Genomic DNA, 25,839 nt, shown 5'->3' on the forward strand with positions numbered 1-25,839 from the left:
AAACATAAAAGTAACTGCTAAATTGCATAATATTCAGCTTATTATTGTTGTACTTCTACAACAGGTATTCTTACCCCTGGCTTATGGAAACAATAGAATATATTGTACGTGCTATCATATTGTACATCCCAATATAGCCTTGTTCTCCAGCCCCCATTGTATAAATCATTTTTGTCTTTATTGTTTGTGTTGTGAAAGTTGATTTGTGGAATTATAAAATGAGTTGAATCTCTCCTGTCGGATGAGAAGGAGAAATTAAAATTTTGTACGACTTTAGATGGAAAGTCGTGAGGTTTAACACCTATACTACCCAATGCATTGCGATATAAAGTTATAGTAATAACAGTAGAACCTCTCTTTGCTAATACGGCATCCTTTTCCCCTCTTGACAAGGTTTGGCCTAAAACAACATCGAATGAGCGTATTTTATCCCTTATCATTACGCATGAGTGATAACTATTCCAACCATGTACAATGCTTATTGGCAAGAACACAGTGTCGGAAGTTTCATTCTTTACTACATATTCGAACCGCATATACCTACTGCCACCCTTAGGAAACGGACATTCTCCCTTTATCATGCACAATGAGTAGTTGTCAAATACCCTATATAAGTATGCATCTAACTGTGGTGTTGAGTTTGTGCAAGATGAACTTAATAAGGATAAACTTAAAAGGGTGCTATTTATGATTCTTTTTGTATTCATTGTTATGCCACTCCAAATCTTTATAATACACTTTGACTTTTGGCGTCGTGTTCTTCCAAGAAGGTACTTCGCGCAGTCTTTGAAGAACCTTCCATATTTGATGTAAACACTTAAACAAACCTTAATTCGTTCATAATATAGGCCTTTCTTTGATTGTTATATCGGTAGGTGTCTTAGTCTTGTGGTATTGGCAAGAGTGTGACACACTTTACATCTGGTATTGGGTTATAGCGTAGATGTGTTGTCACTAATGCAAATGTAGTAAAAGTAAAATAAACAGCAATGCATTTTGAGTGTTTTTTTGATAAGTGGATGATATTTTTTCTTATGTCCATCAAATCCCTAAAGGACTTCTGCCTTTGTCTAACCCTACATTTATCGGCATACAACCATCTAGTCTAGTACCTAATGGGAATTTATCCCGGACTCGCCAATTAACCATTCCCTCTTTCGCATTTTCTTAGTTCCGAAAATGCGCCTCCTAAGACCTTATAATGCATTATTAGATTAATCGTCGTATTATATGTGTTTTGGACGGCTGTTCCATGTTACCTGGAATGCTGTTCCAGATGATATGGAACACTGTTCCAACTTATCTGGAACAGGGCTACATCTTATCTTTTTCAAAGCGAGAGCTTAAAAAGTTCACTACACGAGCTCATAGGGTGGGGAATGAAAGATGGCGTTTGGAGGTAGAAAGGGTAAGTTATTGGCGGCGATAGTCTATGTAATGAACCGTCTAGATGGTGACAAACTAGAATTCATGTATGTCATGTGTAACAGGTTACGTCTTAGCGGTAATAAAACCAAAGTTGAAAAGCATAATTCCAGGGTTCATCAGCTGTTCTGTTGTTTGATAATTCTATCAGTTACCGAGTTGACAAGTTGAAGTCTGCGATGTTAACTTAAACGTAGAATTATACCAGCTCAATAACGCCTTCCACCTTCAAATGCCGTGTTGTAGCAGGAATAAGTATCGAGTCGCTTGTTTGCATTTCCACGGTGTTTCCATCGTTGTCGGTAATCGTTCCCTTACTGCCAGCGCAGATGTGGATAACAAAACAGTGAAGTTGCGACAGGTTGATACTCATCGGTTTGTCCAAGTTTTAGCGGATGGTGTTATGCCTTTCCTAGAAGGATGCCATCGTATTTTATGTTGGCATAGTGGTCTTCTCGTTGTCTTTCAATCTGCATTATACGCATTTGGTAGACTTTCTGTCTCGTGACGATGTTTGTGCCGTCGCCATAGGCGTTCTGGAATATGCACACACTGATTTTGGAGATTACGTGTCTTTCGCCTATGAAGTAGTGCTTGGTGAAACGTTGGCGCGTTATGCTGAGGATGGGTGCACACTAGGGCGTCAGGGATGGAACTTTAAATGTATTAGTATCATTTGCTATTATTCTCTCTTTCGATTAACCATAGCTTTATTCCGCGTTTTTTTGCAATAAATATTGAATCTAATTTTGGCCCATTATTCTTAAACTCTTGATAATACTTATCATAGTAATAGTGATAATCTTTGGGAAGGCAGTACTTTCTAAAAAGTGTATCCCAGGAAATTTCTTCCTTCGTGTAGTAGTTATACATTTTACTACATGTATTTATTCGATAGGCCATCTCTATCGTGATAGCAATAGGTCTCCCATCAATATCCACTGCTAGCGGGTTAAACTGCGTCAAAAACACAATTCCACTTTTTGTTTTAAGGTACACTTCTGGAATGCCCTTTATGTCGGATCTTATTTCTTTCTTATTTTCTACAAAGCTCTTTATTGAATTATAATCCCTACTTTCAACAAATAACGTATCGTAGATAGGTGCTTTAGTTGACATCATGATTAATTCTTTTGTGCTAACTATTTTAGAACTATATACGGGTCTAAAGAAAACAACGATAGAATCTTGGAATTCCGCTCTTTCTTTGGACTTACTAGTGCAACTGACATTTGCAACAAGAACCAAAGCCCATAGAAATAATAATAAAACGCTTCTTCTCATTTCTTCTTGTTTTTAGTTAAAGTTGGCCATTCCGTTGAAACTGTAGTCATGTTGAGTACTTTCTCTATTCTGTTGTTCAGTTCTCTGCTGCCCCCTCAATAGCCAGTTCTTCTGTATCATACTTTTCATGTCCTTCATGTACTTTGTGCTGATTCTGCATGCGGATGACGGTTGTCCGTTGTGCTTCGTGATGAGTACGGCAAGACTCCGAGATATGTTTAGAAGCATAAAATAAAAGTTTCAACTGAAAAGAAACATAGTTCAATATACTTGTCTTCTATAGTGTTGACAATTAATTTTAAATTATCTCCATCTTCTTCCGCATCTAGAATTAGACTAATAATACCTAAATTACTCTCAAGAGAGCTATACTCTTCTCTATCAACGATCTTACTTTTTGCTCGTTTCCAATTACTAATAACAAATTTGCATTTTGACTCTAGGTGCTTGTTTACTATGAAATCAAAATAGCCAGAAAAATATATTTGAATGCACTTATTGACATTGTCATAACAGAATTTCTCTGCAATTTCATCATCAAATGAATATCTATTTTTTAATTTCATGTTTAAGGTTTATAATTGTTTGTTCAATGTGAGCAGCCGGCTCTTTATAATTTACGGTTCTTAGGTTTACACTATAAGCATTTTACTGTAATTGCGCTATTTTTGCAGTAGGTTTCCCTGTTGGAGCAAGAACTTTCTTCCAATAAAATCAACAGTGGACTCCGCTGCACTTGTTGAACCTAACATTTGTCAATTTCTATATGATTTTTCTCTAGTGGTTTTTTGCCAATAATATGATCATCCAAATAGTATAGACCGCCTCTTTCAATGACTCTATTGTTTGTGAAGACTTGCTTGCTATCAGGAACAAAATGTCTGATAGGATTCTTAACACAATATACATACCAGCTAAGCCTAGAATATTTCTCCGTCAGTATTTCTTTAGATAATATTGTAGTTGATGTTCGTCCTCAAACTCCATTTCTCTCTTAATGATCTCTATTGTTCCATCGGGACATGGATATTTCCAATAATCCAATCCACGTTTCTTCAAAAATGCGATCACTTTTAGTTTTTCTTGGTACATCTTGGAATCGAGCGGGAAGGCTTGAAGCCGCAATTCATAGAGGACGCTTACCTTGAAGGTGGGATAGTTGGGGTCGTCAAGATTAACCCTTTCAAATTTACGATGATAATCCGCTCCGTGCTCCAGTAAATATAGTAGTATGTCCATTCTTTGATGTGCAAATGCTGCATACATTGCTCCTACATCCGTCGCGCTTGTTTCGAGGTTCACGTCTGCTCCCGCCTCAATAAGTATCTTTACCTTTTCGAAGCTTGCAAAGACTGCATAGAATAAGGCTGAATTACATGCAGGGTTGAAGTTTCCAAAGCCGTCTTCCTGCACTCCACATTCTACTGAATTGGGGTTGCCACCGTTTTCCAACAGCAATCGTAGTATATCGGCAGAAGCCCAATTATGCATCGAAGCAAAGATTACTGCATTTCTCCCAAAATTGCGTACAGTGTCGTTTGGGGTATTGGGATTCGCACCTAAGGATAATAAGGTCTTTACGGAACGATACTTGTTCGTGCGAACTGCTAGCATCAGGAGTGTTCCTCCAAATTTCGTTTCCTTGTAGTCAACAGGCACTTTTAGTTTTTTCACTTGCCTCTTAATTTCTTGTACATTTTGATCTTCCACATCCTTAGCTAAATCCCAGGCAATTGTACCTTGAAATAAGCGATAGTCGTCTCCCAGCAGATCTGCTTTATCTGCAGGAATATCCCGGCAGCCTGTCAGCGAAAGAGCGCAAATGCTTAAAGTGATGAATATAAATTTACTTGACATCATATTACGATTAAAATGAAAATGGAAGGTTTTGGTGATTTATCATATATTGTTGCTGTGCATTCTGAATTTTCTGATCAGGGGTCTCAGAAGCAAGCTTCTAACTACAGATTGGTTTCATTGCTCTTTACGTCGTCGCAACTTTCGATGTTTTCTTTTAAACCACTTTTTTGATACATGGATTGTGAAGGGTAATAAAACCTCCATTTCGAATGTTTCTTTAGTCTCAACGTCTCTTCCTGGCTTGAATGGGATATTTTTTACGAGTAACAAAAAGGCGGAATAGAACGCGTGATAAGTTATTGAGTCAGGAGGAGTTTCTTTGTACTTGATCTTTACTACTTTCCCCGACTTGTTTACGCGAACCTTTATCGTTACATCCACCGAGTCTGGGAATGCATTCATTGGGCTAAGCACATTGTAGATAGAATCTATCATGCACGAAAGCTTATCTTTTGATACATCAGGCTCTGGCACCCTCCTGTTATATAGGTTGGGCGGGTTCTTTAATGGTGAAGATTGGTCCTTGCTCTTTATGTATGTAGCCGGTAAGAATTCGTCCCATTTGTCTATTACTTGTACGATGAGCGTGTCTTCTGTCAGTTTCAATATCTTTTCTACAAGATATAAACACTCAGGCCTTTCCTTGGAAGGGATATAAGAAACAATCAAAGTGTCGCCATCTATTAAAAAGTATCTTGGATAGCAATCTTGTGGGCAAACAATGAAGAAACATCTGTTCTCGTCATATTGCCAAAATCTTTGATCCTTCTTTTGGAAGACATAACCACCTCCCCATGGACTTTCATCGTCCCAGTATTTTATGCTATCGCCCGTTAGAAGAGAAACGTAGTCAACAACCTTCAATGTATCATGAGAAATTGAAGCTGCTCTCATGCCACTCTCGCTTTGAGATAAGAAGAGTAGAAGCGTAATTATAAAAATGGTTTCTTTTTTCATTCTGTTTTATGCTATTTTTGTTTTTTACCTAATTTTCTTTCTGTCTTGTGCCCTCTTACCTCAAATTTACTAATTCCCGCTTTAAAATGGTTCAAGTCGACCCTCCCCTTATTTACGGAGAATGTAGCAATACCAGATAACACTTTATTTAAGTGGTTAACATACTCTGTACGTTCTGAAGCGGACAATTGAGCATCGTTTAATTTTTGTTGAGCATAGCTTGCCTGAGAATGTTGGAAGTCTTCGGGGACATTATCCCATGAAATATCTAACGCCTGCATAATAACGGTCTTTACTTCACCTATTGTACTTTCCGATGTTTCAGGGAAATACCTATGCCGGCTATCATGGTACGTTACATAAAGGAAGGTATATCTCGCCCCATAGTAATATAACCTCGTCTCCTCGTCGAGTTTCTTGCCGTTGAGCTTATACGGCATCTCCTCTGCGGATAGGTGTACGTTCATGAATAGCTCACCGTAGGGTAGGTAGGCGTCGAACTGTGGGTGATGGCTTGGGAACACTCCTTCCATGTTCTTAAAGATTAAAATTTACATCTATATATTCTATAACGGTGCCTCTTTTATTGTCTTCTCTATATGCAACATGAAAGCTTCTGCCGTCAACTGTAAATACTGTCCATATACCAACATTCTTTATATCTATTTTCTTTCCCTCTTTATATATAATTGCATATCCTTTTCCTGCTATTCGTTTATTGCGATAATATCTTCTCACGAAGTAAACATTATCCGAATTAATTCGTTCCTGTTTGAGAAAACTATCTCGTTTTGATTTTGTAATATCTTCTATCATAACAGAATCGACTTCTCCATTTTTCTCTTTTAGTAAGATTTCTTCATAGAGTTTCTTTTTGAGTTCATTAATTGCAGAGGAAGAATTATTTTTATACCACTCGTTGGCGATTGAGTAATAAACATATCTGCGAGAATCTAAACTTAAATTCAATTCAAATTCGCTTTCACTAATTTGTGTATACATGTATATAAACCCATGCCACTTAAATTCTTCATTTTCATGCATAAGTTTTAAGCCAATTGCATCTATTGTCTTAGGGTAACAATTATGAATTCTATGATACCACTCTATTTTCTCTATTAATATACGTGCATTCCTTTTAGCCTCGTATAATTTCAGTCTGGGTACGATGATAAACCACACACAGACAAGGAGTGCGATTGCCACGATACATAACTTTATATTTCTAATATTCATTTTTACATTCAAGTTAGAGAACTAAGATTGTTAACAGCCGATATAATATATCTTCTTTTGTATATACATTAGCTGTATAGTATAAATTTAAAAGGAGGTATTAAAATCCTAATCGTTAAACAAAACATAAGTGTGGTATTATTTTCGCTCATGAACATTTATACACAATCATACGTCCTATTGTTTATTGTATAATAAAACTATCTGAATAAATAACAGTGTCCATATCTTTATAATTAAAGCCACAATATACCTTAAAGCGGAACTCCCCTTTTTTATTAAGTTTATTAGTCGTTTTGCTTTGAACTTTGTGGTCTCTCATATAAAAAAGAACTTGACTTCTTAATTTAAAGCTAAGTTTGGATTGTTCGCTTGGTTTTAGGCATAATACGATGCTTTTGCCATACGCATGACTAAACACATCTTCTGTATATAATACATACTTTGCTCCTTTATCTTTCTTTTCTAGTTGTACATTGAAAAACACATCTAAAGAGTCTGTATTACGGATTGAGAAAGAAATACTATCATTTAAAGGAAATGTATGATTACTCAATCGTATGTCCATTTTCTGAGCTAGAGTGTTAAGAGCACAAATCATGAGTATTGCGATAAAAATAATGATTCTCATGTATATGACGATGTGACGTTTTAATAGGTCTTTCTTTGATTTTATTTATATCGGTAGGCATCTAAGTCTTGTGGTATGGGCAAGAGTGTGATACACTTTACATCTGGTATTGGGTTATAGGGAGGATATCTCCTCACAAATGCAAATGTAGTATAAGTCCAATAAACGGCAAAGTATTTTGAGTGTTTTTTGATAAATGGATGATGTTTTTCTCATTCCTATCAAATTCACTAAGTATTCTACCTTTGTCAAGCCATGCACCTATCGCCATCTTACGGCCAAAGTGATGAACTTCATACTTATTGATAGCATTTTTATCATAAAGTACATAATAAACATAACTTCCAGTAATACGTGTGTCCACCATAATATGGGAAACCTTTATAGTTCCTTGATAATGGTGTTATAGCCCACTCCCGTGTTCTCGGGTTCGGCTGTCGTCCTCCACGAGCGTGGGGGTGCGGTTGGCGGAATCAAAACTTGTATGTGTCCTTCTTCTTATGGTAGGTTTGCATGAGGGCGTTTAATGCCGTTTCTACTCGAATGTAAAACAGACAATAACCTCTATTTAATTAGTCCTCCATAAGTCTCTCCAAATTCATCATTTAAATGCTCGCATATAGCCTTTAGGTATCTTATTGCATCTTCAGAGGACAAATTATTGTGAGATAAATATGTTGCGTATTCTTGTATAACTCCAATGGGGTTAAATGCACCCTTACTCTTGAATATGAACAACTTTTTATCATGATAGATAAAAAGTTTCCGAGGGAAATGTGGACCTTGTCCTTTGAACGCATATATTCCGTCAGTCAGGATTTTCTTCTTTGGGTCCAATAGATTGGTCACGTTAGCACTTGCATTTACAAATTCGCGATCATACCCTTTATCTAATAGTGTAGCGATGCTGTCAGGAACAATCACTGTCCAAAACGAAGGTTCTCGCTTTATCTGTGCTGATGAATACCCTATGCTACATACTAGAAATAGAAAAATTAATTTTATTTTCATATCTTAGCTTCTTATTAAATCTAGTGAACGTCTGATTATCTCATGCTCTACCTTATTGGGAGCAACTTCTTTATCAGGTCTTCTACTTTTTTACTATTTAATTCATACTTTATATCCTTATTTATTTCATTTCCATACCAGCGTCTGCAGTAGTACCCTTCATCGTAGGTACTCCCAGTGGCGTGCATGGCGACTTGTAACACACATCAACCTGCTTTTCTATATGCATTATGCGATTGGCATAGTCTTTTTGACCTGCCGTAACATTATCGCCGCAGATTCCGTAGACATTGTTGAACTTGCCTACACGGAGTTAACTTGTTACGCACTTCTCGCCGATGAAATAATGTTTGGTGAATCGGTTCTTCGTCATGGTGATAATCGGGAGGAATAGATGGTGTTATCTTTCGTTTGAGGGAGGTGATTTCCGATGATGCACAATTGATATATGCGCCTCGCCTCCCGATGTGTCATCCACCAACGCAAGTCTTTCCGCAAGGTTGTGTCTCGTCCCCAGTTTCTCTCATTTTTTATTTTCAAAGACAACATTACTTTTAATGTAGGGTGTGAAAAAAGTATCTGGTCGTTCCATGATTTTCATTTCGGAATTTGAGTAATAGATGAATAGGCCATTGTGTAGGAAATTATAAACAAGGTCGTACATGACTACCCCATCTAACACTACACTGTCAGTAGGATTTGTATTTTTCCATATAGGTGCATCATTGTCGAGTTCATATAAGGAAGACAAGTTGGAGATTATGTAGATGCGACAATTATTTATATCTAAATACGTTGTACTTTTTTCGGAGGTAAGCAACCCTTGATAGCCAGGCCCCAGAAAATAACCTGAGGTCTTTATTCCAGACATGGTTTGTTCCATAGCCTCAGTAAGGATATATGTATTATACTGCGGATGACTATCTATGTATGAAGCTACAAGGTTGTAGACTTCTTCTTTCAACCGGACATGTACTTCTTTCTTTTCCCTCGATTTATAACAAGAGTACAAAAGGATAGAGATCAAAGTTGTAGCTAATATATTCCTCATCTTATTTATTTTTTAGTAGAATATCCTCTTAATCAAGATGATAGTATTATTTTCCCAGAAAGCAAATTGTCCTCCACAATATCTGATAAATTGTATAACGTAATGATTTATCCGCTTGATCTTGTGAAGCATGTAGTTGAACAGGAATACCCATCGTAATTTCATCTTTATGAGGTTTTGGATAAAAGCGTGCATCATCAGCCGATAGCCTGTCCCTAGAAACTTTTTTATAAAGCTTTTAAAGTTACGGAACAAAGTGGAATCTAAGCTAATCGTTTCATTTGGCATTTTCTATCAAGCATTTGTTTCATATCTACAAAAGACACCGTATCAAGAGATTCGTAGTGTCCCCTATAATATGTTGCGGCAATAGGATCCTTAGCAATACATTCATTTCTTACCTTTGTTTTGCAACCAACCACAACAAACAATGTTATAATTATGTATGAGAACTTCATCATCTTTTCTTTTTTCGTTTTGTCGTACATGGGTCTGGAGCATCATACGATTTTCCCTTATGATTATGCCTAATGGATTCTATTCAGTTTTTGGGAAGCATGTTTTTAACAACATGCGCAGATTATTCCAGTATAAGTCACGACCATGCAAGTTTTTATTGTCAATGGGGTATAATGGACATATCAAAAAATTTCGATTTGTTCCATCTGCAAACTCGACATGTAGCATATAATCCAATGGCAGCCTACCATATTTGACCTCTCCTTTCTCATCTTTAACAGAGACATTATAAGATGAACGAGAATAACTTATAATGGTATCCTTTTCCAGTGTGTAGAAGTATCTAGAATACTGGTTTTGTGGCTTTCGTTTATGTTTCTTCCCTGCTTCATAGAATATAGTATCTTTACTTTTTGAACTCATTTCAATTGCGACATAATCATTCTCTTTATTCCCCATAAGTGGACCATGTATAAAGTGAATATATGTTACCTTTTGCGCACTAACCCCCATGAAGTGGATTTGTGAGAATAAGATGATTAATGCAATGTTAATTTTCATTGTCGGGTTCCTTTTTAATGTTCCTTTTTGTTCATTCTCAGGAATAGTTTTCCTTGTAAGGTTATCTGCGTTTCTCCAAAGGCACTTTGGGTTGACAGCTGTCGTTCAGTTGCAAAGTTAATCTTTCTTCGTAATCGCTCCAAACTTTTTGTTTGTTTTTTACAAAGTGTAGGTTTCATACTATAAAATACCAAGAACAAAGATGTTAATGGGCGTGCACAATGTGGCTTAGAAGGTCTTTAATTGTTTTGGAAATCTTAACTTGCTTTCATTAGTTCTGATATTGACGTCTTGTCGGGGCTACCATATTAATGATAGGCGAGTTCGGGATAAAAAATGTTCGCTATGTCAACTATCGCGTAGCGCTAGTTGGCGAGATAGCTATTTGTTTTTTATCTAATCTTGCTCAAAAAAGCATCGTATCTTCTCCTGAATTCACGTAACGTTTGATGGTAGCTTGGCACTATCTAGGTGGCTCGTTCCACAGTCTGTCACCAACAACAACTCAGTTTTCCGCCCTCCAAGCGCCACCTTTCATTCCCCACCCAATAAGCTCTTGTAGTGAGCTTTTTCAGCTCTCGCTTTGTTACAGCTAAGTTGGACTCCTGTTCCAGCTAAGTTGGAACAGGGTTCCAATTCAACTGGAACGGCATTCCAGATAACATGGAACAGCCATCCAAAATACATGTAACATGGCGGTTAATGTAATAATGCATAATCAGGGCTTAGAAAGCGCATTCCCAAAACGATGAAAATGCAAACGACGGAAGGGTTGATTGGCGAGTTTGGGATAAGAAACCATGCCCTCTGAACAAGATTCGACAGGTAAAGAAATGACTTTCTCGCAAACTAGTGATACGCAACAGAAGGCATAACGATTGTGTTTTTATCCCGAACTCGCGTATTGATGATATTTCTAGAAATGGGATAGAGAATACTACGACTTTATGCAAAGGCGGGTAAATTTGTTCCACTCTCGATGTGCTGACTTAATGGCAGGGCCCTTGCTGTTTCATTGGATTTTAGCATGACTTTTGTGATGGTAAACTATCAGCTTATTTTTTACACATCTTCCACGAGCGTGGAGTGTCGTTGGTGTTATGTGGGTAAACTACTTTGGCGCGTCGATTCTTCTTAAAAGTTTAATTATTTATTCTTGGAGAGCTTATTCTGTACTTTCCAAATCGAAGTGCAAAAACTGCGTTTGTTTTTCAATGGAATAAAATGAAAAACACCGCGGGTTTGCCTTGCGACCGGGGCGCGTAGCCCCAGAGAGCGGTACCAGCAATACAAAAAAGGGAGTCCCCTTTGAGGACTCCCAGAGATTAATTATCTTTGTATTGCATATGTATAAACAACTAATCTCGGAGCAAAGGTTGCAAATTTTGCCTTACTCCAAAGAAAAGCCTAAAGAAAAGAGATAGCGTGCATTGTGGGCATCAGTCAATCCACGCTTTTTCGTGAGTTAAGGCGCAACAGCAGTCCAGCGGGTAAGTATATTTGGTTCAAGGCGCATGACAAGGCTATGGAGCGTCGAAAGCGTTCCACGGGCAATGCGACGCTTGCCCCGAACTGATGGGGAGAATCAAACAAATCATCATTGAGGAACAATGGTCTCCACGACAAATATCAGGGGCATTGAGGAAGGCGGGTATCAGCGTGTCGCATCAGAGCATTTACTACATCATACATGCCGATATGACTGGGGAATTAGCCAGCCATACGCTCCACAAGCTCAAATATAGGCACAGGCCAAAGCACAAGGCTTTTCCCATTGCAGAGAGGACTAGCATTCATCTACGTCCCGAACATGCAAATGGAAAACGCTTCGGGGACTTCGAGATGGACTTGATTGTAACCGTTATAGCCATGCTATCCTCACTGTCGTGGAGCGTTTCACAAACATGCTCTTTATGACAAAACTGTGGTATGGCAAGAAGTCCGAACCATTAGGCAACGAGGTTTGCAGGTTGCTACTCCCCTACAAGAAACACATCAAGACCATTACCACGGATAATGGACCTGAGTTTGCGGCGCATAAGCTGATCACCAAGTGCTTGGGAGTCATCGTGTACTTTGCTGACCCTTATGCCTCATGGCAGAAAGGAGCGGTTGAAAATACAAACAAGCTCATTAGGCAGTATATACCAAAGCAAGCCAACTTCGATGATTTCACAGACAAAAGAATTGCAATGATACAGAAGAAAATAAACAGAAGGCCAAGACAAAAACTAAATTTTCAAACACCAAAATGCGAGTTCTACAAAAGAATATAATAATTTTGCACTTGCTGGTTGACTCTACGCGTAATCTACAATAAAACAAAAGGCACAATAAATCTTGTCGAAAATTTGGCTTGGTCGTTATTATTTTCTAACTTGCGATTAAATTGCCATAATTATGCCATCATAAATACAGCTCGATAAAGAATGGACAATCAGCGTAAGACAGGTAAAAGTATTCTAACAATTAGCAAGAGTCAGCTAGTAGAGAATTTCTATCAGCGACTTTTGGATTCGTATGGCTATAGCAAAAATCAGGTGACAAAGAATGTATCCATATTTAGTCATTCTGTTGCTGATATTGCAATTTGGCGAAGCGAAGAGGAGAAAATTCAAGGAAGAACTCCTAACATATATGTATTGGTAGCCTGTCGGACAGAGCATATAAGGATTGAAGCAGAAGACTATTTTGGCCAGTTTAAACAGGCTGCACTGAACAATATGACTTTCTATGTGGCTCACAATCTAAAAGAAACAAAGGTATTTTACATTGACAAGAATGCGCGTCCATTCAAGATAGAACACATCAGTGATTTTCCTCATTCTGAAGATATCATAACAGATAACTCGCTTGAGTTATTTGTTAATAAGATGCGAGCATACTCAAAAGATGTTTTTTTGAAGTCTTTAAGCCGTTGTCACAATATCATTAGAAATATTGACAAATTCTCACCAGAGGCTGCTTTCGACGAGATTAGCAAGGTGTTGTTCCTTAAAATACTCTATGAGCGCGATGCCAAGGACGAGTTGATATATAGTAAGGAGAAATTCTTAAAGGACGAGAAAGTATTTCTTACTGAACATCCCAAAGAAGATTATATTCAGCATCTCTTTGCAAAAGTGAAGCATAATTATAGTGCTGATGGCCTTTTTGATGAAGAAGACAGAATACGTATCCGTAGAGAAAGTTTTCTGCTGATATTAGAAGAATTGGGAACAGTTGAACTTTATGACACCTCTGACGATATCAAAGGTATAGTTTTTGAACTTTTCCTCGGAAAGACTTTCCGTGGAGAACTAGGACAGTTCTTCACTCCTCGTACCATCGTAGATTATATGGTTGATATATTGGATATCAAAGAAGGAATGAGGGTATGTGACCCTTGCTGTGGCAGCGGTGGATTTCTCATTAAGGCTTTTGAACATGTTCAGGCAGCAATTGACAAAGATATTCACAATAAGGTGAATCAAGTGGTGGAAAATAAGATTATGTCCGAAAGCCAGAAGCAAAAGCAAATTGCCCAACTGCTTAGCGAATGTGATAGAAACCAGAAAGGGAGTCGTTACTATCGCCTTTGCCATGACTATTTTTATGGTGTAGATGCCAATGCACGAATGGCACGTACGGCGAAGATGAATATGGTGATGCATGGTGATGGTCATGTGGGGGTTTATCTACATGATGGTTTGTTGAATGTTGGTGGGGTTTTTGAAAATAGATTTGATGCCATTCTTATAAATCCTCCTTTTGGTGCTCATATAGAGAAGACTATGCGTGTCACCAATTCCGATGTACCAACGGAAAAGGAAAAATTACTATTTGAAAGTATGTTTGGAAGAGAATATACAGAAAAAGTATATGAGCAAATGAAAGTTTATGCCTCCACTATATATAAAGATGGTACTCGTGGTAAAAAACTGAAAGAACTTTACCAAATTACGAATACTAGCACCGAGATTTTGTTTATTGAGCGTTGTATCAATCTACTGAAGCCTAGTGCAGTTGCAGGCATCGTGTTACCAGAAGGTGTTTTTGACAATCGGGCATTGGATAAAGTAAGAAATTTTATAGAAAAAAAAGCACGCATATTAAATATTACCTCCATTCCTGCAGATGTATTCCTCTCTTCTGGAGCTAACATTAAGCCAAGTTTGCTCTTCATACGTAAATATCGTGAGGATGAGTTACCAGATACTGACTATTTATTAAGTGTAACCCGTGTAAAAGATGCAGGAATTTCTTCAACAGGACTCCCTTCTGACAATAAAGAGTTACCTGTAGCTGCTACTGAGATTCGCTCTTGGATAGAAGGGCAACCAGGGGAGAATATGCAATATACAAAGATAGTGCATCGTTCTGAACTCTCCAACTGGAGCATACGACACCTTTTTGAAACGGAAAAAGTAAAGTTTAATCCGCTGTACAAAACAGTAAAATTGGGTGAAATTATGGTTCTTAGTTCCAATATCATTGAAGTAAAACCAGACAAGAATTATACTCGATTGACTGTAAGACTCTTCAACAAAGGTATCATGATCAGAGATGTTGAGCAAGGAGCCAATATAGGTACTAAACGTCAAACGCAGGTTCATGCTGGTGAGTTTGTCATATCAAAGATTGACGGAAAGAGTGCTGCCTTTGGTTTGGTCGATAAAGAATTGGATGGTGCTATTGTAACACCAGACTTTATGGTCTACGATATTGACACTCAACGTGTCATGCCAGAATACTTAGAGATGGTATTGCGCAATGAGCAGATTCTAAATCAGTTCAGAAGTTCAAGTAGCGGAACAACTGGGCGTAGGCGACTCTCACAGAAGGTGTTTGAGGCTACAAAGATTGCTCTTCCTTCGTTGAATGAACAACATAAGCTGATGGCTGATATTGTAAACATCAGAGAGAAGCAGCAAAAACTTGAAAGTCAACTGAAAAGTAGTGAGGTCTTGTTTAATCAATTTATATTTAACTGACTATGAAATTCATATCATTAAAAATTAAATCGGAATTTCGCAATTTAGAGGGACTAAAGTTATCATTAAGTGAAAAGAACGACACTTATGTCTTGATTGGAAACAATGGTACAGGGAAGACAAATATACTTGAAGCCCTCAGTAGTGTATTCTATTCTCTTCTTTTTAAGGAAACTTTCGAATTCAGTTTTGTGCTTCTATACAAACTTGACGATGATTATTACCGCATATCCCATGATATTGCTACTGGGCAAATAGAGTATAAGAAGAACAATATGGTAGTTAATGAATCAGAGATGGCATCCCCCAATCGTGTCATATGCAACTATAGTGGGGAAGATACTCGCATTTGGGAAAACTACTACAAGAAACCTTACAATACATATATAGAAGGTATCAAACGAAACACGGTTTATGACATTCTGAAGATGGTATATATTGATCGTACAATGTGGCGATATGTGTTGCTGAGTATGATAAGTGCAAGAAAGACAAATACAGCTTTCGATGACTTCCTTACAAACAAAATCGGTATTAAGCCAGAAGATCCAGTGACAATAGAGATGCTTATCGACCGAGACCGTTTCAAAACATGGGGAGATAATCAAGTGAAACTACTTGTGCAGACGGTTGCTAATCGTCAGGAAGAAATAGGAAGTGACCAATCTACAGACATATCATTTTTTAATCCTTTTGATGATGAACCTCGCGATTTATTTCATAAATATATGGGTGCTGGTGACCTTATTAGAAATCTTACTATCACCTACAATGGCAGTATTGAAGCTGGCTATTTGAGTGAAGGCGAGAAGAAGATGATGGTCGTACTCTTCATCCTCGAATCCCTTTCAGATGAGCGCACCCTCGTACTAATGGACGAGCCAGACAGCCATATTCACATTTCACGTAAAGCGGAGCTGAATGAGATGTTCAATAGTATGAACCATCGCAGCAATTTGATTACTTCACATTCACCGACACTTACAGCAAAGTTTAATCCTGATTGTATCATTATGCTTGATCGAAAGAGCGATGGAAGAGTTGATATTATTGACAAGAAGAATGTTGATTTGATAAATAGACTTACAGATGGTATATGGACTGCACAACGACAAAATATATTCCTTGCTTCGCATGATGACGTATTACTAGTCGAAGGATCTACGGATATAACATTCATTAAAGCTGCGCTATCTCATTTCCATGAGCAAGGTAAATATACAGATTTATCGTTTGAATATATTCCTTGTGGTGGTGCTTCACACATGAAGGATTTTGCTTCTATTTTCAAACCTAAAGAAGGACAAACGGTTATCGGTTTTCTTGATGGAGATAGAGCTGGTCGAGGAAGTATGCATAAGATTATAAAGAACCCTGCTAAAGGTGCAACTGAATGGGATTTGAAGAAGTTTGGTAAAGCACGCAAATGCAGTGGTGTGTGGTTTTCATTCTATCCTGTTTGGAAAGGAAAGAAAAATGCAGATAATTTTAATGTGGAAGACTATTTTACATGTACTCTTTTCCGTAAATATATACTCTCATTTAGTTCTCTTGATACGATAAAAAACAAGGATGGACTGAAATCTATTCTAGAAAAAGAGTGTGAAAAAGGAATGATAAAACCAAAGTTTTACGAAAAGTTCAATACACTGTTTAATCATATTCAAAGTATAAAGGATGCAGAGAATCAGGGCTTGATTGAATTTTGATAAAAATGCGTCTTTATAAACAAGTGAACAAAGCAGATGAGTGCAAAAGTTGTTCCACAGATACTGTTCAGTCATATTTCCTTTATATATAATTTCTGTAAGCAAGATATTCGTTGTTATGAGAATTTATCTTGCTCTAAGCAATATATGGGCTATTAAGCGTAATGGACTGCGACATCTTTTCTTGTTATTGCTGTAATTTTGTTTTGCTGTTTCTTTCTACTATAGATGTTGGATTATATAGTTTCGTATAATTCTCAAATAGCATGCAAAGTGATGAAATATATGGGAATATCACTATCTTCTTAATCACTTTAATCATAAAAACAATCAAAGGCGCAAGTCCTGTTTCCCAATAAGCCTTGCGCCAATAAAATTAGAGAGTAAAAAATACTTGATTACGGGAGTGGATTCTCTCCACCGCCCGATGACGAGCCGGAATCGGCTTCGACCTTGCCTTTCCATTTCTCCCACTCAATGTCCACGTCCGTCAGGCCGCGCATGGTACGGCAACCGCCGTCGGTGGCTCGTGTGCCACCGCCTTGGAAACGGGTCTCAGGAATGAAGCGCACACGCACGGCGTTGCGATTGGGTCGTTGAATCCAACCGTCGGGCACGCAGTGGTCGCCCAGCTCCTCGGTGATGGAGTTGTAGCCCTCGTGCGTGTTCTCGGGTTCGGCCGTCGCACCCTTCATCGTGGGCACTCCCGGTGGCGTGCCCAGCTTGCGGTAGTAGTCCTCGCGTTGTCTTTCTATCTGCATAATACGCATCTGGTAGTCTTTCTGCCCGGCCGTGACGACGTTCGCGCCGCGCCCGTAGGCGTTTTGGAATATGCCCGCACCGATTTTGGAGGCTATGCGCCTGTCGCCGATGAAATAGTGCTTGGTGAAACGCTGGCGCGTGACGCTGAGTATGGGAGCTGGGTAGATGGTGTAGTCCTCCGTCTCGTGGAATGTGAGGCCTTGCGGTGCGCCGTTGACGTACACGCCCTCAAGGTAGCCGTGGTTCTTCACGATGCGCTCGCCCGCCGCGTTGTAGGTGTAGCGGCTGGTCTTGCCGTTGTCCGACAGGGCCATGAGTCGGTTCTCCTCGTCCCACGCCATGCGCCGCTCCGTGTTCAGGCTGTCGTCCTCAACGAGCGTGGGGTTGCCGTTGGCGTCGTAGGCGTAACGTTCGTGCCCAATCTGCGAGGGCGCGGTGGGATGGTCGGCGTCGCCGTACTCGTAGGACAGCGCGTAGCTGCCCGCAACCGAACCCGAGTCGGTGCGCTGCACCTTGGTGAGCGGTTCGCCCAACAGCCCGAAGCTCATGTCCATGGCGTAGCCTATGCCCTTGGCCTTACCACTGGCCTTCACCAGTCGGTTAAGCTCGTCGTAGGCGTAGGCATAGCTGAACGCACCGCCCAGCGGTTTCTCCTTCTTTTCCTTGCCGGCATCGGAGCCGTCCATACCATCCGTACGGCCAAACCCTCCGATCCCTTTCGGTTTCTTCGGCGCCTTTGGCGTAATAACGTTGGAAATGCCCAGAATATTGTCTACGGGGTCGTATTTATATTGCGTTTGCATGATACTGTCTCCGTTGGCCGTGAGCAGCATGCCCTGCAACCGTTCGCGTTGGCGGTCGTAGGCGTACGTGCTTTCCGTGCCGTTGCCCATGCGCGTGTATATGGTGTGGCCGTCCTTGTCGTAGCCCACCTGCGCCACGATAGTCTCTTCCTTGCCCTGCTTGGTAGAACTGATGCTCGTTACCTGACCCGCGGCGTCGTAGCCGTAGGTAACCACTTCCCCGTCGGGATAGGTGATGGTGCGCACGCGGTTGTGGCTGTCGTATGTTGCAGCGTGGACGTAGGTGCGCACGTCGGCCTGACTCACCATCACCGAGCGCACCGTCTTCACCACCTCGCCCTGGTTGCCGTAGTAGTAGGCCTCGCCTCCCGAGGCGTCCTCCACCAGCACGAGCCTGCCCGCGCGGTTGTACTTGGCGCCGGGCTTGCCGTAGGTGTAGGTGACGCGGTTGAAGAGGTTCTTGGGATAGAGCACCTCGCTTAGCCGTTCGTAGTCGTAGGTGTAGGTGATGGAGGCCTTGTCGGAGATGGTCTTCTTCAGTTCCGCCGTGAGCTTGGTGAGGAGGTTGCCTGCGGCGTCGTAGGTGCAGGACACTTCGCCCGCGTCGGGATGGTTCACGCGCAGCTTATGCCCCAGCAGGTCGTATTGGTAGGTGGTTGTCTTGCCGTTGGGGTGATGCACGGTGAGCACTTGCCCCAGGGCATCGTAGCCGTACTTCACCCGCACGTCGCCGCTTGCTGCGTGCTGCACCGTCTCGCGGTTGCGCCCCTTCTCGTCGGTGTAGCTTTCGGCGTGCCTGCCCAGCGCATCGGTGACGCGCGTTTCGAGCATCGGTTCGCCGTCGTGGTCCACGATGGCGTAGGCCGTCGTCGTGGTAGCCCCGTCGGGCAGCGTAACCTTGGTGGGGTGGTCGTAGGCATCGTATTCGGTGACGGCTTGTAGGTCGCCCACTCCTTTATTATATAGGCCCATGCTGCCGAAGCCTTCCTCGGTGGGCCAGTACGCCCGGAGGGTCCGCCCGAAGGCGTCCTGTACGGTGCGGCCGCTCACTATCGACACCTTGTGGGCCGCCCCGCCTTTCCAAACCACGCCCGTGCGCTTGGTCTGTACGGCGCGCATCAGGCTGTCGGCGAAGGTGCGCGTCTCCACGTCTCCCTCGGGGGCGTAGTGCAGCGTGCGCGCCCAACGGCCTGCGGGGTGGTACTCGAAACGTACGGTGTAGGGCTTGCCTGCGGCCAGTTCCTTTGGGCCGACGATTGTAACGGGCCGCCCCACGTCGTCATAGGCATAGCGCATGCGGTTGCCGTTGATGTCGCGCGTTTCCAGCGGTGCACCCCAACGGCAGTCGTAGTCGGTGGACGAGGCGTAGCCGTAGGCGTCCTTCACGCCCGTAACAAGCTGGTGCAACACGCCGTCGTAGGCGTATTCGTAGCGCATGCGCTGACCCTTGTGGTTGGCGGGCTTGGTGAGCGCGGCCAGGTTGCCGTAGGCGTCGTACGCCATGTCGTACACCGAGGGCAGCTGCCCGTTGTGCATGGTGATGCGGGTGATGTCGCCCTTGCCGTCCACTTCCGTCGAACGTTCGCGGTACACCTTGCCCGCCTTGTCCTTCACGGCAATGTGCCGCGGCAGTGCCACGATGTGGCTTTCGCGCAGTTCGTGGTAGGCGATGTCCGCGCGCAACTCGTAGTCGGTGGCCGTCTCCTCGTAGGATGCCAGGTTGCCGTAGGCGTCGTAGGTGTTGTGCACGGTGGTGCTCATGCTGCCCTGCCCTGCGTTGTCGTAAACGGTCTGCCTGACGGAGACGAGTGCCGGGAACACGCTCGTGCTGTCGTCGCGCTGCCGTACCGTCTCGTAGGTGTTGAGGGTGCCTTGCAGTTTGTTGCCCTGCGCGTCGTACAGCGTTTCGGCGGTGACGAGGTCGTGCATGTACAGGTCGCGGTTGTGTCCGTACTCGGACACCTGCGTAAGGTAGGTGGCATTGCCGTTCTGTGTGTCCAGCTGTCGGGTAACGACCTTGGCGAACCCGAAGAAGTCTCGCTCGCGCCTGTCGCGGTAGCCGCCCTCGTAGGCGAACTCGTTGCGCATGCGTGTCGCCCCATTCTCGGCATATCCGCCCGAGGTTTCCACGGCCGACATCACCCAGCGACGGCCGGGCATGGCGAAGCTGGGTAGCGTCTGTCGGTACTCTACGCGGACGTGTCCGCCGAAAGGCAGGGTGACGCTGCGCAGTAGGTTGGTGCGGCCAGTGAGGTTGCGACGGACCTTAAGTACATTTGTCCCATCCGCGCTGACGATGTCGGGTAGCCCATCACCATCCACGTCCATCAAGGCGTTGACGTTGCGGCTTACGCCGTCAGACTTGGAGGCGATACCTCGTGGCAGTAGGGTTACTAACACTGCGGAGATGGCCACACCCACGTTGGCGAAAGCGGAGACCGAGGATGAGACGCTTTTCGAGAGCTCAGTGTTTGGTACGAGCGGTACATTGGGAAGAAATATAACGCCCGTGTTGTAGGCCACGCTAAGATTGCCGTCATTCTCCTGCCTCACGATGTCGGGCAGTCCGTCACCGTTGATGTCGTTCATGGCACTCGTCCCTTCCGAAGTGGTGCGCGTTCCATTGAAGCCGAAGCTGATGTTTACCTTTCCCGCGATGGGGATGCTTATGCCGCCTCCCGCGCCCCATGTGGTGGAGCGTGAAGTGCCTATATTGTTGCATCCGCTTGCCTTGGCGGTAGAGAAAGAATAGCCTAGGTTGTAGAAGACGTTGCTCCCCACGAGCATGTCGGGCAGCCCGTCACCGTTGAGGTCGGCCCAGTCGCGTAGGGTTTCGGTCTCCCCGCCCGTGTAGTTTCCGCTTGCACTCACCGATCCCGAGGAGGTCTCGTTGGCGCGCACCGCGGCGATGAGGCTCTTGCGGCTGAAGCTCCACTGCTCCGCCATTGTTGGCGATTCGGCCTTTCCGTTGCCGGCGTCCCCGTCCTTGAGCTTCGCTCCGACGTCGATTCCTACCGTTCCCGACTTCGCGCCGAACTTTGGCACGACAACATTAGGGCTTGATAGACCTCCGCCCAGTGCGCCAGTTTGCGTGGTGAGCTGCACGTCCATCCCTTCTTTGCGTTCACGCACCCAGTCGGGATAGCCGTCCCCGTTAATGTCCATGCACGACAGCGTGGTGCGTGAGGTTTGTTCCGACCTGCTTCCTGATATGCCGGCCGACAGTATATTTTTGGTGAACTTACCACTGGCCGAGAACACGTCGCCCTCGGCCGACGTCTCCAGTACGGGTGCGGGCAATGATGTACCGCCCGCTGCGTAGGGAATGCTATCCACCGTTATCTCCTGCATGCCGATGCGAGAACTAGATTGGACAGTAGGACCCACGTATGCGCCTTCGGTGACGCTGACGTAGAGGTCACGCCTCACGTCGTATCCTAGGGAGAAGAAGCGGCGTCCGCTGACAGGCGTCACTTTCCCGTACAGTTTCTTGGGGTCGGGGTCGTCGTCCTCCGAGGGTTTGCCGAACTCGTCCTTGTCCACCTTCAGGGCCGAGGCATCGATAGGGTGCGTACCCCATTTTCCGTTGCCATTGTAGGCGAACTGACCCCATCCCCTGTAAAGTGTGCCGAGATCGGCGTAATCGTAACAGCAGAACACCGACGCCTTGAATTCGTTGGAAAATTTCCCGCGGATAGCTTCCATACTTGCCGATATCACATTTGAGATCTCATGATTGGAGGAGAACGTCACGTAGAGATCTCTTTCAGCCAGTTGTGCAACGAAGGCGGTGTCCCTAATGATGATTGTATCTTTCTTAATGTCTAGATACTGGTAGAAGGGATAGGATTTTCGTAGGAACAGGTTTCCCGAAGTGTCTTTGATTGTAAGGAAAACCTTACCACTGTCGGATTTTTCTTTCGCGTATGCATTGAACTTGGGAACGAGTTTGAGGACCATGCCAGCCTTTATAGAGTCATGGCAGAGAACATCACGCTTGATTTTCCACGCGGTAGCAGGAGACACTAGTTTGGCAAACATCTTTCGTGCTGGCGACACCAGTACCGTGTCCTTGTCCCTGCCGGCATAGTGGCAGGCTGGTTTCCAGGAAACCTTGCGCCAGTCTATGGGGCTGGTTGTCTCCATGGAGAACCGCAGCATGGCTCCTTCCGACGCCACGGCGTCGCATTCGAACTCCACGACGCCATCGGTCGCTGTGTCGGCCTTTAGTGTCAGTTCGTACAGCGGGGTCACCGTCTTGTCTTTGTCCTTGTAGACGACCTTCTCCACTACCAGTCGCACGTCGTCGGACGTCCTTCCCTTGTGGTAAGGTGCTCGTACGGTTACCTTGCCCGTCTCTGCCAAATGCGCCATGGCTGCTTCACCACCGATGTGGTCGCGCGAGGCACAGTATTCCGTTAGGTCCTCGTCCGCATAGCTGTCCATGCCCGAGTTGACGGCGGTATATCTTACCGTGGGGTTCCACCTCACACTGTCGGCCGTACCCGAATAGCGCGACTGCAGGCGGAAGTAGACGTGTTGCCCAGCCACCACCTTGCAGCTCAGGGTATGGCTGCGCACACCTCCCCCCCATGATGGAGTCTTTCCACAGCACGGCGTTCCCGGCTTGCACGCTCATCCTTACGCCGTCACCTTGCGACGCCTGCTTTTCCACTTTCCCCGTTATAGAGACCGTCCCAGTAAGCGGGGCCCGCCACACCCTCACGATGTCATGCAAAGGGTACTTTCTTTCCAGTTCCGCCCTCACTTTTCCGTAATCGGGGATGAACGTGCTGTCCACGGATTGTGTGTCGGAAGTGCGTATTGGGTTGGCCGTTCCTGCGCTCGTCGGCTCGAAGTAAGGTTTCCCGTCTGCACCCATGCGGTTAAAATAGACTGTGCCACGGTTGGCAATGTCCAACAGCCCATCGCCGTTGAAGTCCTGCATATACACCTTCATCTTGTCGTCCTGGATGGTGTGGCAATAGGAACCGCCCACGCTAACAGGTCCGAAACCGAACCCGACGTCCACGCTGAAGTTGTGCGTGGTGCTGGAACTCTCGGAGAAGTTCCCTATGCCACTGAGGGGTACGGGTTCGCCGAATCCGCCCTTTCCGTCCTTACCGAACAGGTTCGGTCTGTACCACACACCAGCGGCGTTCCTGAACACCTTGTCGGGCAACCCGTCGCCGTCGATGTCGGTGAAGGCCACTTCCCCATAGCTCTTGTTCTTGCTCAGTTCGTACGATGTTCCAACGGACACGGGGCCGATGGCGATACCGAATCCTCCGCCTCCACTTCCGCCCGATGAGCTTGCCCCGCCGAGGATGGAAAGTTCGTCGCTTACCCCGTTGAAGCGTTTTTTAAAATGGGAGAAGCTGCCTTCCTCGCTTTCGCTCTTCCATGTTTCTTCCTTGACAGAGAACATCCCGTCCTTGACGTCGTCGTAGTAGTCGAAGCCTTGTGCGGCTACCCTTGCACCCTTGGCGTCGAGCTGAACGATGCTATCGAGCAGCGTTTTGGCGAACGGTCCTTCGCGATGGTGCAACGCATAGCCGCGTATGGGCTCACCGTTGAAACTCACCTCCACGCGTTCGAGCAAGGCGTCGTCGGTTTGCAATATGCGCAGGCGTCCACTTTTCACAGCATCCTTACGCGTCCCCGAAATATATTTGAAGTTCACGGCGTATGCTCCCTCTTCGTCGCCGTGTCCCGTATAGCGGTAGGCTTTGGGATAAAGGGTACTATCACGATGCTCGTAGGTGTACGAAACAAAGTTGCCGTGGGTGTCCACCGTTCGGTAAAGTGCCCATCGCACGATGTTGCCGTCACCGTCTTTGATGACGGCGTTGTCTACTATCTTACCCTCAATACCGCCGAAATAAGATGTGGTGCCGTCTTTGGCAGTGACTTCCCACGTATAGTTCGTGGGCGAATCGCCCCTGCGGATGATGCGCGCGAAACCGCCCTCAACCAGCGGGTGGAAACGCTTGTTTGGTTTTCGTGCAGGCGGTTCGGCTGTGCGATAGGTGCGGTCGCCCAGCTTTGCGCCCATCAGCAAGTAACTCTCGCTCTCGTTGTTGGGGTCGAAACGTGGTACGCCCCAGCGCGTCTCGATGTCCACGCTCTGCACGGGTAGGCTCCACCCGTAGCCCACATACGATGACCCACCATCGCTACTATATTGTAGACCCACGCTAGGTTGCATACCAGCACGCCCTTTAGGTAGTTCAAAGGTGTAACCCAGCGATGCCGTTCCGTTTTGGTTAGGTGTGGATGCACTTACCGTGGTTATGCCCGCTGCGGGATCGGCGGCTTTCAGTTCGCTTATACCTGTGGGCACATAGTTCTGCGTTTCGGGACTCTCGGGTACTTTGATGATGCCGTTGATTACGTCGGTGAAGTGTGATGTTTCAGCCATCACCACCTCCCTGTCCTTATCTAGGGCTTTGTGGCGTAACATTGTCCACCTGCCTTTCAGCTCGTCGTAGTAATAGGTGTGTATGTCGTCTGCCGTGTAACCCTCTGGGATGAGCGTGCTGTCGTAGGGAACGGTGATGGTTGCAGGTTCGTGTACGAAGTGTTCGCCATGGGGTAGGAGACGATAGCCCGCTACGCCATCTTTCAACGAAACAGAAACGCTCGTATTTCTATCGCCTGTCACGTTCACCATACCTGCCGGTAGCTGGGGTAGTTCACCTTTATCTAGTGGCGTTACGCTCAGCATCTTGGAACGTTCCATGCTTCCGCGCGGAACTCGAAGTTCGGCACGACCCACGCTTAGTGAGTCGGCCACGTCACGAGCAAATAACTTGCTCACTGTGCGATGGCGGAAATTGCGCAGACGCGACAAGGCTTTGCTAGCTTCCGCACCTTGTATCGTATGTGTTACGACTGTTCCATCCGTTCCTTTTTGGGGCGTCGATGTCACCGTGTCTTTATTTGTATCTTGTCTTATGGGTTTCGTCGCGTGTGGTGTTTCTTCGCCTAGTACGTCGATGGCAGGTGAAGTGCGTCTGCCATCGTCGCAGGATGCGAGTGACAGTAGCATAATGACGGTTGTCAGCGTGATATGTGTAAGTCTTTTCATGTGCGTTTCAGGTTTGTCGTTCCGTAT

Annotated in this window: 14 protein-coding genes and 3 pseudogenes; 3 read left to right on the top strand and 14 right to left on the bottom strand. The window is 44.3% G+C overall.

What is annotated here, in order from left to right; all coding sequences use genetic code 11:
• Positions 1-1,624: 1,624 nt before the first annotated feature.
• The 12 genes and pseudogenes from F453_RS0108075 to F453_RS16210 all read right to left on the bottom strand — a co-directional run bounded on the left by F453_RS0108075 (position 1,625) and on the right by F453_RS16210 (position 11,194).
• Positions 1,625-1,798: a cupin domain-containing protein gene (locus F453_RS0108075; protein WP_018967565.1), complete on the bottom strand. Its 174-nt coding sequence runs from the start codon at positions 1,796-1,798 to the stop codon at positions 1,625-1,627.
• A 299-nt stretch (positions 1,799-2,097) separates the two neighbouring features.
• A complete protein-coding gene (locus F453_RS0108085; RefSeq protein ID WP_018967566.1) occupies positions 2,098-2,709 on the bottom strand; it encodes a hypothetical protein in 612 nt (203 codons plus the stop codon).
• 218 nt (positions 2,710-2,927) lie between these two features.
• Positions 2,928-3,275 (bottom strand): hypothetical protein, encoded by a 348-nt coding sequence (locus F453_RS0108095; RefSeq protein ID WP_018967568.1) that lies wholly within the window; start codon positions 3,273-3,275, stop codon positions 2,928-2,930.
• A 370-nt stretch (positions 3,276-3,645) separates the two neighbouring features.
• Complete coding sequence (locus F453_RS0108100; RefSeq protein WP_018967569.1) at positions 3,646-4,569, bottom strand: ankyrin repeat domain-containing protein; 924 nt, start codon at positions 4,567-4,569, stop codon at positions 3,646-3,648.
• A 114-nt stretch (positions 4,570-4,683) separates the two neighbouring features.
• On the bottom strand, positions 4,684-5,526 hold the full coding sequence (locus F453_RS0108105; protein WP_018967570.1) for a hypothetical protein: 843 nt from the start codon (positions 5,524-5,526) through the stop codon (positions 4,684-4,686).
• Positions 5,527-5,897: 371 nt separating this feature from the next.
• Positions 5,898-6,029, bottom strand: a pseudogene (locus F453_RS16495) (RHS repeat domain-containing protein); the annotation flags it as partial.
• Positions 6,030-6,063: 34 nt separating this feature from the next.
• Positions 6,064-6,570, bottom strand: coding sequence for a hypothetical protein (locus F453_RS0108115; protein WP_154659394.1), 507 nt, complete (start codon positions 6,568-6,570; stop codon positions 6,064-6,066).
• A 376-nt stretch (positions 6,571-6,946) separates the two neighbouring features.
• The gene (locus F453_RS0108120; RefSeq protein WP_018967573.1) at positions 6,947-7,393 is read right to left on the bottom strand and encodes a hypothetical protein; all 447 of its coding nucleotides are present in this window, start codon (positions 7,391-7,393) and stop codon (positions 6,947-6,949) included.
• Between the two features lie 564 nt (positions 7,394-7,957).
• Entirely contained in the window at positions 7,958-8,404 is a 447-nt protein-coding gene (locus F453_RS16205; RefSeq protein WP_018967575.1) for a hypothetical protein, read from the bottom strand.
• Positions 8,405-8,927: 523 nt separating this feature from the next.
• A complete protein-coding gene (locus F453_RS0108140) occupies positions 8,928-9,455 on the bottom strand; it encodes a hypothetical protein (protein ID WP_018967577.1) in 528 nt (175 codons plus the stop codon).
• A 537-nt stretch (positions 9,456-9,992) separates the two neighbouring features.
• A complete protein-coding gene (locus F453_RS0108155) occupies positions 9,993-10,475 on the bottom strand; it encodes a hypothetical protein (protein ID WP_033404227.1) in 483 nt (160 codons plus the stop codon).
• 491 nt (positions 10,476-10,966) lie between these two features.
• Positions 10,967-11,194: pseudogene (locus tag F453_RS16210) on the bottom strand (hypothetical protein).
• A 627-nt stretch (positions 11,195-11,821) separates the two neighbouring features.
• On the opposite strand from F453_RS16210, the pseudogene F453_RS16535 reads away from it, so the two are divergent.
• The 3 genes and pseudogenes from F453_RS16535 (at position 11,822) to F453_RS0108175 (ending at position 17,157) form a co-directional block, all read left to right on the top strand.
• Positions 11,822-12,773: pseudogene (locus F453_RS16535) on the top strand (IS30 family transposase).
• Between the two features lie 131 nt (positions 12,774-12,904).
• On the top strand, positions 12,905-15,448 hold the full coding sequence (locus F453_RS0108170; protein ID WP_018967582.1) for an N-6 DNA methylase: 2,544 nt from the start codon (positions 12,905-12,907) through the stop codon (positions 15,446-15,448).
• A gap of 2 nt (positions 15,449-15,450) precedes the next feature.
• The gene (locus F453_RS0108175) at positions 15,451-17,157 is read left to right on the top strand and encodes an ATP-dependent nuclease (protein WP_018967583.1); all 1,707 of its coding nucleotides are present in this window, start codon (positions 15,451-15,453) and stop codon (positions 17,155-17,157) included.
• A 398-nt stretch (positions 17,158-17,555) separates the two neighbouring features.
• On the opposite strand, the gene F453_RS14590 is transcribed toward F453_RS0108175, so the two are convergent.
• Both F453_RS14590 and F453_RS16215 read right to left on the bottom strand, forming a co-directional pair.
• Positions 17,556-23,168, bottom strand: a complete 5,613-nt coding sequence (locus F453_RS14590) for a toxin TcdB middle/N-terminal domain-containing protein (RefSeq protein ID WP_052328493.1) — start codon at positions 23,166-23,168, stop codon at positions 17,556-17,558.
• Positions 23,104-25,812 carry a SpvB/TcaC N-terminal domain-containing protein gene (locus F453_RS16215; RefSeq protein WP_081767928.1) on the bottom strand — a complete coding sequence of 903 codons (2,709 nt, stop codon included), beginning with the start codon at positions 25,810-25,812 and terminating at the stop codon, positions 23,104-23,106. Before F453_RS16215 ends, F453_RS14590 begins: the two co-directional genes overlap by 65 nt.
• Positions 25,813-25,839: the final 27 nt, after the last annotated feature.

It is taken from the genome of Hoylesella loescheii DSM 19665 = JCM 12249 = ATCC 15930, from assembly GCF_000378085.1.
GTDB classification, from domain to species: domain Bacteria; phylum Bacteroidota; class Bacteroidia; order Bacteroidales; family Bacteroidaceae; genus Prevotella; species Prevotella loescheii.

Coding starts and splice junctions, on each gene's coding strand:
- F453_RS0108075 (WP_018967565.1), bottom strand. CDS start 1,798: ATGAGTATCAACCTGTCGCAACTTCACTGTTTTGTTATCCACATCTGC.
- F453_RS0108085 (WP_018967566.1), bottom strand. CDS start 2,709: ATGAGAAGAAGCGTTTTATTATTATTTCTATGGGCTTTGGTTCTTGTT.
- F453_RS0108095 (WP_018967568.1), bottom strand. CDS start 3,275: ATGAAATTAAAAAATAGATATTCATTTGATGATGAAATTGCAGAGAAA.
- F453_RS0108100 (WP_018967569.1), bottom strand. CDS start 4,569: ATGATGTCAAGTAAATTTATATTCATCACTTTAAGCATTTGCGCTCTT.
- F453_RS0108105 (WP_018967570.1), bottom strand. CDS start 5,526: ATGAAAAAAGAAACCATTTTTATAATTACGCTTCTACTCTTCTTATCT.
- F453_RS0108115 (WP_154659394.1), bottom strand. CDS start 6,570: ATGCATGAAAATGAAGAATTTAAGTGGCATGGGTTTATATACATGTAT.
- F453_RS0108120 (WP_018967573.1), bottom strand. CDS start 7,393: ATGAGAATCATTATTTTTATCGCAATACTCATGATTTGTGCTCTTAAC.
- F453_RS16205 (WP_018967575.1), bottom strand. CDS start 8,404: ATGAAAATAAAATTAATTTTTCTATTTCTAGTATGTAGCATAGGGTAT.
- F453_RS0108140 (WP_018967577.1), bottom strand. CDS start 9,455: ATGAGGAATATATTAGCTACAACTTTGATCTCTATCCTTTTGTACTCT.
- F453_RS0108155 (WP_033404227.1), bottom strand. CDS start 10,475: ATGAAAATTAACATTGCATTAATCATCTTATTCTCACAAATCCACTTC.
- F453_RS0108170 (WP_018967582.1), top strand. CDS start 12,905: ATGGACAATCAGCGTAAGACAGGTAAAAGTATTCTAACAATTAGCAAG.
- F453_RS0108175 (WP_018967583.1), top strand. CDS start 15,451: ATGAAATTCATATCATTAAAAATTAAATCGGAATTTCGCAATTTAGAG.
- F453_RS14590 (WP_052328493.1), bottom strand. CDS start 23,168: ATGGACAGCTATGCGGACGAGGACCTAACGGAATACTGTGCCTCGCGC.
- F453_RS16215 (WP_081767928.1), bottom strand. CDS start 25,812: ATGAAAAGACTTACACATATCACGCTGACAACCGTCATTATGCTACTG.